The 14,191-nt window shown below is 44.9% G+C and carries 11 protein-coding genes; 2 read left to right on the forward strand and 9 right to left on the reverse strand.

From position 1 onward, the window contains the following. The first annotated feature begins 176 nt into the window (after nucleotides 1-176). Nucleotides 177-983 carry a hypothetical protein gene (locus D9Y29_RS24500; protein WP_127132887.1) on the forward strand — a complete coding sequence of 269 codons (807 nt, stop codon included), beginning with the start codon at nucleotides 177-179 and terminating at the stop codon, nucleotides 981-983. A 573-nt stretch (nucleotides 984-1,556) separates the two neighbouring features. Then, entirely contained in the window at nucleotides 1,557-2,195 is a 639-nt protein-coding gene (locus D9Y29_RS24505) for a type IV toxin-antitoxin system AbiEi family antitoxin domain-containing protein (RefSeq protein ID WP_127132888.1), read from the forward strand. A gap of 9 nt (nucleotides 2,196-2,204) precedes the next feature. Here the strand turns inward: D9Y29_RS24505 and D9Y29_RS24510 are convergent, their stop codons facing one another. The 9 genes from D9Y29_RS24510 to D9Y29_RS24545 form a co-directional block, all read right to left on the reverse strand. Then, entirely contained in the window at nucleotides 2,205-3,797 is a 1,593-nt protein-coding gene (locus D9Y29_RS24510) for an MFS transporter (protein WP_127132889.1), read from the reverse strand. Nucleotides 3,798-3,801: 4 nt separating this feature from the next. Continuing rightward, nucleotides 3,802-4,851 carry an HlyD family secretion protein gene (locus tag D9Y29_RS24515; RefSeq protein WP_127132890.1) on the reverse strand — a complete coding sequence of 350 codons (1,050 nt, stop codon included), beginning with the start codon at nucleotides 4,849-4,851 and terminating at the stop codon, nucleotides 3,802-3,804. Between the two features lie 10 nt (nucleotides 4,852-4,861). Then, a complete protein-coding gene (locus tag D9Y29_RS24520; protein ID WP_164735537.1) occupies nucleotides 4,862-6,226 on the reverse strand; it encodes a TolC family protein in 1,365 nt (454 codons plus the stop codon). A 79-nt stretch (nucleotides 6,227-6,305) separates the two neighbouring features. Next, on the reverse strand, nucleotides 6,306-7,184 hold the full coding sequence (locus tag D9Y29_RS24525) for a helix-turn-helix domain-containing protein (protein ID WP_127132892.1): 879 nt from the start codon (nucleotides 7,182-7,184) through the stop codon (nucleotides 6,306-6,308). Between the two features lie 230 nt (nucleotides 7,185-7,414). Next, nucleotides 7,415-8,449, reverse strand: coding sequence for a type IV toxin-antitoxin system AbiEi family antitoxin (locus tag D9Y29_RS24530; protein WP_127132893.1), 1,035 nt, complete (start codon nucleotides 8,447-8,449; stop codon nucleotides 7,415-7,417). Between the two features lie 532 nt (nucleotides 8,450-8,981). After that, a complete protein-coding gene (locus D9Y29_RS27105) occupies nucleotides 8,982-9,176 on the reverse strand; it encodes a DUF6934 family protein (protein WP_420902520.1) in 195 nt (64 codons plus the stop codon). A 4-nt stretch (nucleotides 9,177-9,180) separates the two neighbouring features. Then, a complete protein-coding gene (locus D9Y29_RS24535; RefSeq protein ID WP_127132894.1) occupies nucleotides 9,181-10,497 on the reverse strand; it encodes a MutS-related protein in 1,317 nt (438 codons plus the stop codon). A gap of 2 nt (nucleotides 10,498-10,499) precedes the next feature. Further along, complete coding sequence (locus tag D9Y29_RS24540) at nucleotides 10,500-11,861, reverse strand: MutS-related protein (protein WP_127132895.1); 1,362 nt, start codon at nucleotides 11,859-11,861, stop codon at nucleotides 10,500-10,502. Nucleotides 11,862-11,865: 4 nt separating this feature from the next. Further along, on the reverse strand, nucleotides 11,866-14,190 hold the full coding sequence (locus D9Y29_RS24545) for a Gldg family protein (protein WP_127132896.1): 2,325 nt from the start codon (nucleotides 14,188-14,190) through the stop codon (nucleotides 11,866-11,868). Nucleotide 14,191 lies beyond the last annotated feature (1 nt).

A 14,191-nucleotide genomic window follows, 5' to 3' on the forward strand; every position in this document is an offset into this window, starting at 1 on the left:
CCATCGCAGAAAAAATGATCAAATCGAAAATATCCAATTCCCCTGTACAGCCCCATCGCAGCCATGCCCAAGCGCAGTTATCAAAAACCGCAGCCACTGATCTTCCCTTCATTTAACAATTCTCTCCAAAACAATCCTCCTTAATATTCCATAATTTTATACCAAATTTTTGCAATATGGCAATCCAGACTGGACAGATCCGGTTCACCGGCAGGGTCGGTGATCTGATTGGCTACTATCGCAACGGGGTGCATTGTCTGCGCAGCAGACCAGCAAAAGTGCATCAAACAAAAGCCACCCGACAGGCGGCACAGCAATTCGGTATCGCCAGCCGGAAGGGTAAACTCATCAGGCAGGCATTCGCACCATACCTCAACGGAAGAAAAGATGGGGGATGGGTCAACCGGCTCAACAAAACACTGATCCAGTCAGGACTGGAAGGCTTGAAAGGGTATCGCTTCAACCTCCAAACCGGTATCGATACCTTCTTCCCTCAATTCACCATCAATAACAATAACCACCTGCAGATCCCTGCGCAAGTCTTACCCGCGTTGCCACGCAAGGTCACGCATCTTGAAGTGAAACTCATCGCTGCAAGCATCAATTTCAACACCGGGCGAGTGATCAGCACCGTTAGTCAGTCGCGGTTCCTGGATCTGGCGCAGCCCTTTGAAGGACTACAGTTCGATGCCATCGCTGCCAAACAAGGCACACTGATCCTGGCCCTGCAAGTCAATGCCTTCCAGGATAATCTGCCGTTGTTAGATAAACGATACCTCGCCACAAACCTGATTGCTATCCAGATCCCGGCAAAACAAACCATCAGCAACGCAAAACGAAAACAAGCCAAGAAGCTCAAACAGGCGAAGTCCTGGAAATCGCAGGGATCACAGCGCTGGAAGGATGAAAAAGAAATACTGCCGGTTGTATTATCGCACCATCTTTTTAATGATCGATCGCGAATGAATGAGCAACGAGAGTAGTTGCGATACGCGGATCAGTTCAATATTTTTTGATTTAAGAATAACGATCAGAACCTACGGAGCAATCGCTCCGCGGAAATGTATTGTCCTGGTCTACAATTTTCTGCTGTTTTTAGATAGATTTTTCTTCCTAACCCGTGAGAACGGGTGGCGGATTGCCTCTAAGAGTTCATGCATGCTTATCAGATCAAGTAAAATCATCTTTCGACCTTTCATTTTTTCTGCCCATAACAGCTGCAGCACATTTCCGGATCAAGTCCACCTTTGATGCACCTGGCTCTTGGGTCTGTTACTGGTTTGCTTCGATCATGCCTTACTAACACTTTATTCTTACTGTTTGCAAAAATTATCTGTTTGCGTTTCGCAAACATCCACCCAAAATGTAAACATATAGTAAATTAAAAGACCTGGTTTGCAATTCATGAATCATGAATTGTGTTTTCCAAACATTTCAGGTCTGCGTCTGCTGAGGGTTGTGGTAATTATATAATTATTTGCAGTGCTTAAAATATAATTAATTGCTGTATTAAAATTATAAATTGGCGTCAATTACTTGAATTGAAATAATCGAAGATGAACTTTAATGACTCCATTCAGGTATACTCAGAAGCTCCTCTGACCAGGCAAATCATAATGGATTTGCTGAAGGAGCATAAGCGTCCCAACCAAAAGATCTATGAGCTTGAAAAGAACGGCGAGTTAATTAGGTTAAGAAATGGGCTGTTCGTTGCAGGGCCTCAAACTAAAATTCAACAACCAGAGCCTTTTCTTATTGCTAATCATCTCAGAGGGCCAAGTTATGTTTCCCTGGAATCAGCGCTCTCATATTGGGGACTTATTCCGGAACGAGTATTTGAAGTTTGCTCCGTTACCATCAAAACCAGCAAGACCTACCGAACTGCAGTTGGCAGGTTTCGCTATCTTAAAATACCCCTCCCGTACTTTTCATTTGGAATAAGAAGTGTATCCCTCACATCAAAGCAATTTACTTTAATAGGAAGCCCCGAAAAAGCACTTTGCGATAAAATAGTTATGACACCAGGCATTTCCTTAAATAGCACAATGGAAGCTGCTGATTTTCTTATTGATGATCTTCGAATTGACGAAGACTCACTTTTGAAGCTCAATGTAAATGAAATTCATACCTGGATTTCTAACGCTCCTAATAAAAGGAATCTCGAAATATTAGTGAAAACCCTAAGCACCTTGTAGTTCCGTTGTTTATATTGCCTTTTTTAATCCCTCCCTCTTCTCCTTCACCTTACTCACCACCGCAAACACCACCAGCATCACTAGCCCTGCCGCAGTCACCAATCCCGCCACCAAAAACACAGCCCGCACTGTCAACAACTGTCCTTGTATTCCCGTGGATTTCGCTATCAGTAAATTCGAGATCCCTGCCGCCTCGCCGGCTGTAAATCCTTTTGCTGCAAAAATGCCATTGAATAATTCCTGCCGCTGTACAAGCTGATCTGTTCCCGGCGACAACTTACTCAGAAATCCTGTTTTGAAATGCTGGTTATAATTCAACTGCAAAGTATAATAACCTGCAATGGAGTTGAGCGTAGCCATAAATCTTGTATAAGTCAACACCACAATACCAGTGAAGCCGGTACTGGGCGGCGCGGAAGCCATACAAAGGATCGTGATCGGTACAAACAACAATCCCGATCCCAGTCCCTGCAAAAACACAGGTATGCTCAATTGTATAAACGAAAGATCGGGGGTAAGATACCGGTACACCCACCAATGATAAATACACAGCACGGCAAAGCCGGCTAACAAAAGCTTCGGCAGGTTTTTCTTTTTCGCCAGTACCACTTTTATCACGATGAACGTTGCTATCACTACCCCCGCAATATTGAACAGGCCTGCATTTACCACATCTTCTGTGCTCCATCCCAATACACCGGCAGCATAGCCATACACCAAATTGATACTGTCTTTCACTCCAAAGAACAAAAGCATCAGCAGTAACCCGAAAATAAATTTGCCCGAACGGAACACACGCAGGTCTACCAATGGTCTTTTGATGATAGTTTGCCTGTATAAAAACGAACTCAACAGCAGCACTGCTGCAATAGCAGTGTTCCTGATCAGGGGATCGGCAAACCAATAACGTTTCGGCCCGTAGATCATCACAAACGCGGCAGCAGCCGCACCGGAAATGATCAGCACATAACCCGCCCAATCCACCTGGTACAATGGATAGGACTTTCTTTTCACTTTTGTTCTGAAAATGGACACACAACAAAGTATCGCAATCACCTGCAGACTGATCAATGCATAATACAATCCCGTCCAGTCGGCATCCTGTATTATCTGTGCGGCAGGAACACCTACAATCAATCCAGTTGTAAGTATGAGTGAGAAGAATAATGAAACACCCACCAGCATCCTTTTCGATTCCGGCAAAGTGGAAAACAATACAATCAGCAAACAGCCTGCAACCAAACAGGTGACACTTCCAATAAAGAACCGGATGATGGAAAACAGTACAAGATCCCTTACATACAGGCAGGCGATATTGAGCAAAATACCCGCAAGAAAAGCCGTCAGCAAATAACTCCGCGTATTGAAGAATCTTATCAGCCGGAACATGATCGGCAACGTAGCAATGATGCCCACATACGCAATCTGGAAAGCGAATGTAATATCCTCGGGCTGCGCACCATAAAAAGAGATCACATGCGCCTGGATGATCCCAAAAGATGCGAACTGCGCCACCGCCGCAAACAGTATCACTATCAACAAAACCCTCGCCAATCCCAGGTTCTGGCCAGCGCGCTTATTAAAATAGATCGCGTGTTCCATCTGCTTATTTTGATGTTTTCATTACCCTGATCTTCACGTTCATTCCGGCCTTGAGCGCTTCTACATCATCATCCGTAAAAACAATTTTCACGGGTACACGCTGAATGATCTTTACAAAGTTCCCGGTTGAATTATCGGCGGGCAACAAAGAATACTTTGATCCTGTGGACGCAGAAATAGCTTCTATCTTTCCATTGTATATTTTTCCTGAAATGGCATCGGCCTCTATCTGAACAGGTTGTCCCACATACATGCCATCCACCTGGGTTTCCTTGAAATTGGCAATTACCCATTTGTTGTTGGTGCTCACAATGGATACCAGTGGCTGCCCCGCCTGCACCTGTTGTCCTTCCAGGATATTCTTTCTTCCTGTATAACCATTGTAGGGCGATTTTATAACGGTGTAGCCTAAGTTAAGTCTGGCCAGATCCAGCAAGACTTCGGCACGCTTTCTCGCAGCAAAGAGCGAATTGTACCGCGACTGCAACTCCTGCACTTTACTATCGCCGGTCTTCAGGCTGTTGAGCGCAGCGCTGTAATCGCTTTGGGATACATCATATCTTGTTTGCACCTGTTCAAAATCGGATAGTGTTACGGCTTCTTCTTTCAGCAGGTTCCTGAATCTTTTTACATCCTGCTCCTGCTGCCAGAGCCTGGCCTTTGCGGAATTGATCTGATCACGATTGACGAGTGTAGCGGTTTGTGCGGACCTGATAGCAGCATCCAGGATTTCCTGTTGCGCGCGTGTGTCTTCCAGCATAGCCTCGGCTTCCTTAACTCTCTGCAGGTACTCCCTGTTATCGAGGATCACGAGGGTATCACCCTGCTTCACGGGCTGGTGTTCATTGAACAGCACCGTCTTGATGAAACCTCCGGCCCTGGCAGACACCGGATTGATATAGGAGTCCACCTGCGCATCATTGGTATCTTCATACTTTCCTGTATTCACAAAATACCTGACAAGATAGAACAGGGCTGCTCCTGCCACCAGTAACGCAAGCGTCAGGGTAAGCCCGTTCATGAACCGTGATCTTTTATTATTACTGTTTTTCATTTTTGTTGCTTTAGAGTTTTCCGGTAATAAAAAGTAAACGATAGTAAATCGATAAAGCGGCAATATTGGCCTGTATGTAGTTGAACTGCGTTTCCTGGTAGAGGTTATCGGCTTCCAGCAGATCGGTTAACAAGGTGAGCTGGTTCACATACTTCGTGTTCTGTATATTGTAGTTGATCTCCGCCTGCTCGATGGACTTTTTGATAACAGTTAAGCGATTCATCGCTTCATTATATTTTATTGCCAGCGCCTGCGCTTCCTGTTTTACATTATCTTCTATCCATCCCTTCTGATCTTTCAATGCGGCTTCTCGCAATCGTGATGATCTTACCCGGTGTTTATTATGATACAAGGATGAGATTTCATAAGTGATCTTCACACCCGCCGTACCAACTGCAATGGTTTGCGCCACAGGCGGGAAGATCATGGTATTGGGATAGTTGAATCCATATCCAGCAAATAAGCTCACCGCCGGCAGGTTGAACGACTTCGCCAGTTTTGTTCTGTTTTCCTGTAGTTCAATATTCTTTTGCGCTTTGAGGATCGAAAAAGTGCTGGAATAATCTTTCAGCAAGGCAGCCAGCTCCAGGCTGTCTTGCAGATTAAGGGACACAGTATCGGAAGGAATGATTTTCGTATAGGGATCGATGTTAAGCAAAGTGTTCAGTCGTTGATTGCTGACCAGGTAATCGTTCTTATTGGCGATCTCGTTGAGCAAAACATTGGAGAGTTGTACTTCTGCGCGCAGCAGATCGCTTTTGGTGACTTTACCATTGGTGTAAAAAGATGAGATGTTCTTTGCGCGGGTCTTCGCCCTTTCTATCTGGTCAGTGATCAGTTGTTCCTGGAAGTAAAGCCGGATAAGATCCAGGTATTGCAATGCAACCTGCAGGCCGATATTCGATTCCTGCTCTTTTGTGTTGATAGAAGCCAGCTCATGCTTGTGCTGCATGTCTGTGATCACAGCGCGCTGCCTGCCACCGGCATACAGATTGAAACCTGCTTCCAGCGACAGTGCACCGGCATCGGGCACAGGCGGTTTGGGAATTCCTTTCGGATCACTCCATACGCCATCGAAAACAGTTACGTTTGTGTATCGCTGGTAGGATGCATTACTATGTACACGTGGCAGCACGCCCATTCTGGCATCTTCCAGGTCCAGGCCGTTAGCGGCTTGTTCTGTTTTGAGAACGCCTACCAGTTTGTTGGAATTCTTCGCATGCCGGATGGCATCGTTGAGGGTGAGTGAAAGGGTAGCGTTGTGTCCGGTCTGCGCCTGCAGCACATCCAGGGATGCACTCAGCAAAACTATACAAACGCCGGGCTTTAATAGCCTTCCAATACTGAATGATTTCATTGTTTTGATTGTGTTCATTGCTAACAATAGATTGCCAGTCATGCCCCGGTAGCTTCCGGTTCATGTGATGTAATAAATCCTTTGTACAGATTAATGTTTACCTGGGATCAATACCCGATTTGAAGTTGCTTCTGAACCGGCCGGGAGAAACACCGGCCAGTTTGCTGAACAGCCTGTTGAAATACTTTGGGTCATCGTAGCCGAGGTAGGCGGCAATTTCTTTTATACTCAGATCAGTGTAGCAGAGCAATCTTTGTCCTTCCCTGAGCAATTCCTGCTGAATGAAATACGTGGCGGTAAAACCTGTAACAGCTTTGATGGTATCGTTCAGGTAGTTGATGGAGAATCGCATCAAATCCGCGTAGTCACTGGGCTTTTTCTTATCGCGGTAATTGATCCTCACCAATTGTTTGAATTTCTTTGTCAGCTCGATGCTTCTTTGTGAATGCCCTCCCGATGCTGATTCGCCATTGGCCTGGAAAACCGATGCGATCTTGTATACACCCGGTGCGGCGAAAGCATTCACCGTTGATCTGTGCAATCCGCCTAAGGTAAAATCGTGATAGGTTTGGAACAATAATTCAAAATACCGGATGAACCATTGGAAGTCGGATTCGGATAACGATAAGGCAGGGCTTTTCACCATCGATCCATCAATCATCAGTCTTGCCTGTTCGTCTACCAGTTTATTATCCAGGAATAAGATCCAGCCCTGACTATCGCTATTGAACTTAACTGCCCTTTGAATATTTCCCGGCAGGAGAAAGAGAAGTGTATGCTGCGCAACATACACTTTCTTAAAGTCGACCAACACTTCAACTTTGCCCCTGGTCAACAATATGCATATGTAGTGATCGTTCCGGTGAAGTTTGCTGATATCATCCATCTGCTCATTGATAAAGGTTTCGCTGATCTTATCGATCCGAACGCCAGAGATATTCTCTTTCAACTGCCAGATGGGTATATCGTTTTTCATAAACGCTTACTTTAAAACCACATCGCAAAATTACCTGAACCATACATTCGATTGTCCTACTTTTCGCTTCAATTGGTGGACGATTCCCCTTTTTCACTATTCGTTTTTGTAATCCGGCTTGTAATGGTTAGGCCAATTAAATGCCAATCTGTTCGGGTGATGATTATCAACCAGGTAAGTAAAATGGGGAGGAGAGATGGTCATGGGATGTAGTGAAAGCGGGAAGGATTTCACTGCATAACCGGATGCCGGATAGTTTGATCTGTTTCGATTTTCACTTTTAAGTGTTTCTCATAGATGAGCCTGGCGGTCTGAATACAACGTGGATCATCTGTTATGAGCAGATCGGCGTAGACGATGAGCGCCGGGGCAGTGGAGATATGGTCTGCATTTCCATTCCAAAACTTATTGTATACAAGAACGTCTCCTTTTCTATCAGGCGCCAACCCGATCTGATGGGCTTGCTGCTCAGTAAAATCGGGCGTGAAGAGGGTCAGTACCCTTGCCTGCAGGTAATGGGTGATAAGCTCACCGGCTGCTTCACCACCCCATTCCATATGCAGGTCTTTCACATTAATGTCCTGCCAGTTGTCTCTTTTTTCGTTTACTGGTATCCGGAAGGCGCCTTTGAACAGGTCTGGTTTCAGGGTTTCACGATAGCCGGCAACCCATCGTTCCAACAATTCCTTTTTGTTTTTGAGCGCTACTTTCCGTTTGCCCAGCGGTTGGATATAGCCTGCTTCCCCCAGTCCATCTATTATATATTTGATATTGCCCAGTGCAATGCCTGTTTCTTCGGCTAATTGGCGATAGGTTTTGGAGATCGCTTCGGGATTATTCAAAAGATGAAAGACAGCTTTCAATCCTGTTTTGGTGAAAGCCCGGTTGGTGACGGGCTTTGTTTCCTTGAATGGTTTGTTGCCGTCCAGGAAGATGGCCGCCTGGTGGTTGTTGATAAAGATGTTCCCGTTGGCCTCCATATAGGCGATCCCTTTTTTTCGCAGTTCCTCCCTGGCAGCTCCGGCAATTTGTTCCGCCAACACTAAAAGTGGAAAACGGAAATCCATAGTTTTTACAATTTGATCTACCTGGTAAGCCGCCAGGTATTTTTTATACTCCACAACAAATTGCATAACCCGTTCCTGGAACACAATTCCATATACCCTGTTCTCAGCTTTTCCATATGGCTGCCAGCTAACTTTTATGCCGGTTCTGTCTCTGAGTATATTCACTGCCTGCTCGATGATGGCCGATTCTTTGATCATACGTTTGTAGATGTTCGCTGATAATGAACGGGCTAAAATAATGAACGAAAGGAAGAATTTGGGGCGATTTTGTTCACAAGTTATTCGCCTGTTCACTGATAGTGAACAACACTAAAAAGTGAACAATAATTTAGTTTATTGTTTATCAGCATGTTACTGGCAATTCATAGATATTCAAAGTTCATAACGGTGACTTGCACCTGAAAAGTCAGCCACAGGCCTTTTTTCAAATACTTTGTAGGTTGTTCAGCCAATTTCGGTTATTGATATAAGGTATACCCAGTCATTTTTTAGAAACAGATGGACCATTTTTTTAGCAGCAGATCATTATTGCTCTATTCCATTTTCTACTTCTCTCGAAGTCTCCCCTGGCATTTCTGTCACTTTCGCCGGGTCAATCTCCCACCTGGGCTTCCTCGACTTATCCCTTCAAGCACTTACCTTATTATATGTATTTAGATATAATCCTGGAAAAAGACACCATTTTATATGCATTTACATATATCCCTGCCAGCTCCCAAAAGCCGTGTCCTTATATAATACCAACCGCCCTTCTCTCCACAAACACCTTATCCCAATCAACGTGAAATACTTGCCGAATTACGGCGAGGTTATGAGAAATCCCCATTTGATGAAGTCTTGTCCTTGCAGGTGTACTTCCTTCTGCGAAAACAATTGCCGCAGGATGAAATTTCACATAGTCAAAAACTGTGAAAAAGCGGCTGATGGAATCAGGCTAACATGTCCAATATCTTTTCATTCTCCAGAATGATCATGCCTTGCCTGTCTGTAGTGATCCCCTGCGCCATAGCATAGGTATAATGCGGCGTTGCGCCCTTCATGATAGTGGGCATATACCCGAACTGAATATTGTTGGTTTCCTTCAGGGCTTCACCCACCTCGATAATATGCGTGGAAATCACAAAAGCGCAAGCCCTGTATCGGGCAAGCTTCTGCGTAACAACCAGGGTAGCGTCGAAAGCATCTTTTACATTGGTCCCTTTGAATAGTTCGTCGAACAGGATAAACAATCTTTTCCCACTGCTTACCTGCCTGGATACTTCTTTCACACGCATCACTTCTGCATAAAAATGACTCCAGCCCAAACTCAGATCATCCGGTACATTGATGGAAGTGAAGATGCCGTCCATCACTGTAAAGCTCATTTTGTCAGCAGCAACGGGAAAACCCATATGCGCCAGATAGAATGACAATCCCAGGGTTTTCATCCAGGTAGATTTACCTGCCATATTTGCGCCGGTAAGAAAAAGCAGATTTTCTTTCCTGCTTATAGTAAGAGTATTGCCTTTTGCATTATTTAAAGATGGATGACGAAGATTCTCAACGCTGATCAATCCGTTTGGATCCGTTGCCAGTGCCTGCGCATAAATGAACCCTTTGTCTGCCGCCACCTGCGCCACAGAAATGTAAACATCAAACTCATACAGAACCTGCAACAATTCCTCCAGCGGCTGACGAAACTTATTCAGGAATAAGAACTGGCAATCCGCTGTCTGGCCCACGGTGTACGGGAATTTCGCTTTCAATTGCCGCAGGTCCGGCGCATTGATGATTGCCTCCATTTTATCCTGCATTACTTTGCAGGGATTATCCCCCGATCCTTTTTTGATCAACTGACCAAGCAGGTTACTCGCCGATACCAACAGTTCCTGGACCGCGTAAATATGTCGCTGCTGCAAATAATATTTTTGCGACTTATACATCATTTCCTGAAGCTTTCCTTTATACGCACCCAGTAAGCAGGATATCCTGCTGACTGGTCTGGGTTCGGTAAGATAATGAGAAGCCATCTCGGCCAACCCGGCATTCACTTCGAACTTCAGGTCCAGCTGCTGTAAATACGCGATACTTGCTGCACGATGGTTAATGGCAGCGGCATCCGTTAACGGCGCTTTGAACATCTCCTCCAATAGCAATTCTCCTCCTCTGGTTCTTACCCTGTTAAAGAGATTGAACATAGAACCTGTTTTGTACTTGCCCAGCAAGTTCAGATCGATCACCGTTTGTTTATCAGTTATGAACGACATAATTATTCCTCCTTTCTTTTTAAGCCTGCATCCAGCATTTCAAGAATTCCTTCATTTTGAATAATGATCATTCCCTGCCGGTCGGCAGTTATTCCATCTTTTAACACGCGGGTATACACCGGAGCTCCTCCTTTCATTTCTGTAGGCAGATACTGGTATTTGATAGGCAATGTTTCCTTTTGCAGTATTTCCCCCGCCTCCATTATATGCGTGGAAATGATGAACTGGCTGCCGCTTTTTTTACAGAATGCTTTGGTGATCGCAATGGTAGCATCGTAAGCATCTTTCACATTGGTGCCCCGGAACATTTCATCGAAGATCACAAACAACTGTTTGCCCTCGCTCAATGCCTGCGCCACTTCTTTCACCCGCAATACCTCGGCGTAATAGTGACTGGCACCCATACTTAGATTATCAGCCAGGTTAATACTTGTGAAAATGCCGTCGCGTACCGAAAACTCAAATCTCCTGGCGGCAACAGGAAAGCCCATATGTGCCAGGTAAAGCGCAATGCCAATACTTTTCATCAGCGTTGACTTGCCAGCCATATTCGCACCGGTCAGAAATAAAACATTGCTATCGAAATTCAAATGGATATCATTGGCAATGGCGCCTTCCACCTGCGGATGATATACCTGTTCATAGAGAAGCGTTCCGCTCTCTTTAGGCATCGCCTTCGCAAAATTAAATCCGCGTTTACGGGCTACCTGTCCCACTGAAACATATACATCGAGGTCGTACAACAGATCAAGAATGAAAAGCAGTTTTTCCCGCTGCTCAAAACGCACCAGCTTATCCAATTCAGAAAGCACACCCGGGCTGAGCTTTACTTCAAATTTTGAACTGAAGTGCTGCCTGACCAATGCAAGCTCCTGTGCATTGATGGCATCTTCCAGTTTCTCGAAAGCAAGCGCATAAGCAGATCCCTCAACCACCGGCGACAGTTGTTTTGTGAACTGATCCAACTTATAGAACATCCTCAACACCGCTTGCACACCATCGTTCACAAAAACCTGCGATGCATCTGCCGCCACCATGTCTTTGAATAGCTGCCCGAAAGATTGACCTCCCAACTGCAACTGACTTCTTACATCATCGTTCTGCAAATAATAAACGATCCCGCCAATGGATTCCGAGTCAACAGGAAAAAGCAATTCACGGGAAGCGAAGAAACGGAATATAGCTGCCTTTTCATTGATCAGCTTTTCATCCGATAAAGGATGCCTGAACAAATGGTTCAACCTGGCACTTCCTCCCTGGGTAGTGGTCTTATTGTAAAGATCAAAAATGGAAGCCTTACCCGATCTGCCGAAAATAGACAGATCGCTCATCGTTTGCTCATCAGTTTTCAAGAGTGTGCTCATGATATTATTTTCTTTTGCGCCGGATGATGATTATGGAACAGATCACAGCTATGATCGCCGGGATGATCCAATAAAATATAAGTTTGAACGCAGGAATACTATCAACAGTAATGATGAATTCATTATCGATACTTTCCTCGCTGAAAATATTCGCGGGGAACTTCCCTTCGGTGAAATAGCTGAAGCTCCAGAAACCATACATATAATTATAACGGGACGGCTTATACCCCGAGAGCTGAGGCGTAGCCAGGTAATCGGCGTCACCGCTCACAATGATCCGTTGGTCTTTTCCATTCACTTTTCTATTCATGCGCACGGCAGCCACGAAGCTTCCAACCTCATCACCGGCAGTTCTTGTCATTTTCAACTGAAGCGAGTCAGTGCTGATGGGCGCAATACGATTCCAGCTTAAATTTTTATCGGTAACTAACAGTGGGGCAATTTCAAACCCGGCTCCTTCGTTAAAATCGATAGCGGAAGCGCCTGAAAGAGCTACTCTGTTCAAACTATCCCCTCTGTATTTGAGATCAGTATCCATGAGCCTTTTAAACTGCGGAGAAATATTTTTTGCAGTATCTGTCAGATAACTGAATACTACATCGCTTGCATAGCTCTCGTTTGGTTGGATAAGGATCCCATCGCGCAGTGTAAGTCCCAGTTTATCGAACAAAGGTTTAATGACTTCCTTCCTGTCGGGCTCGCTGGCAATAAGAAGGTTTCCTCCTTCATCGATATACCTGTTGATCTTCTCCAGGCTTTCTGCCGGGAAAGGCGTCCGCGGATCTGCGATCACAAGTGTGGTTAGGGATTTTGGAATATCATTGTTCTTCAGGGATACATTTACAAAATCGAAACCCTGGTTAACCAATGAGTGCCTGTTGCCGAGCTGATTGGCAATGCTCTTATAATCTCTTAAGCGATCAGAAAATGGTCCCCTTTCAATTTCATCTGAAAGGAATCCGATCTTAGGCATCTCGGAAGCAACAAGGCGGTTGAGCCCTGCAGCCACTTCGCTTTCGCCAGGCCAGAATGCCGGATCATCAAAAGTTCTTACAATCGTTTCTTTGCCATTGTATTTAAGAACGAAAAAGCAACGGTTCTCTTCAGCCTTCACATTTACAAACCTACCTGCTTCTTCAGGGCTCATGAAGCGGTCCAAAGAAGTCCTATGCGTTCTTGCCTCTTCGTCTGCAATTTGTTTGAGCGTTTTACCTGGTTTGTTCTTAAATCGATAATTGGAAGTATCGGTATTGTAATAATACTTAAAATCGATATCGATATCGGGCTTGAAGCGCACATACCGTTCCCACATAGCGATGATCGACAACTGTGCAGCCGGTCGCACTGCATAATAAGGGCCCATTAAATTCCCATACAGCGTTACCTCCAGTTTACCATCCATCTTCTTCAATAATTCCTGGGTGCTGGGATGAATAGTAAATATTTTTCCTCTTGTAGCATCGTAATACATATTCACCTGCGGCTTATTGGTGATGTATCCTAGCACAAACGCGACTGCTATTACAGAAATATAACGCAGCGCTTTCCTGAACCCGGAAATGGATTCTGTGTCGGATTTTATTTTGATGATGGTAAAACTGAGAAAGCTTACGATAAGAATGACGAAATAGGTGAAGTCGCGCAGGTTCATCAGTCCTACCAAAAAGCGGCCGGCTTTCCCGCCGATATTCAAATAGAAAGTGATATTCCTGAGGATATCGATATCCTGCCAGAGTTCGCCCACTTTAGACAAAAAGGCGAACACCCCAAAGGTGATGATAGCTGCAACGATCTGGTACGAAGTAATAGAAGAAATGAACAATCCTATAGCGGCATAGGTTGCCAATACCAGGAACAAACCGAAAAGCGAAGCCAGTATGTTTCCGTAATCAGGATTTTCCACACTGAATGCAAAACTGATAACGGTCAGGCACACCAGAAAAAGCAGGCAAAGCGTAAAACAAAGGATGGCAAGATATTTACCCAATACAATTTCCCTGATCCTGACAGGGGAAGAATACAGCAGCTTGATGGTGCCATTATTTACTTCACGACTGATCAGCCCCATCGTGATCAAAGGAAAAAACAAATACAGGTTGCGGATAACACTGCCAAATAAGCCGCTACCGGAGCAAAGCAACTTAGCCGTAAGATTCTGTAACGCCATCAACTGAGGGCCTCCTCTTTCGTAAATGCCCGCGTAGGCATCGAGTGAGCCAATATAATCGGCGCTGGTCAATACCGTAAAAAAGATCATCAATATCCAGGCAATGGGCGAATAGAATAGTGAGGACAGCTCATTCTTCGCTATATATAAAATGCGTTTCATT

The organism is Pseudoflavitalea rhizosphaerae, from assembly GCF_003991355.1.
GTDB lineage: Bacteria > Bacteroidota > Bacteroidia > Chitinophagales > Chitinophagaceae > Pseudobacter > Pseudobacter rhizosphaerae.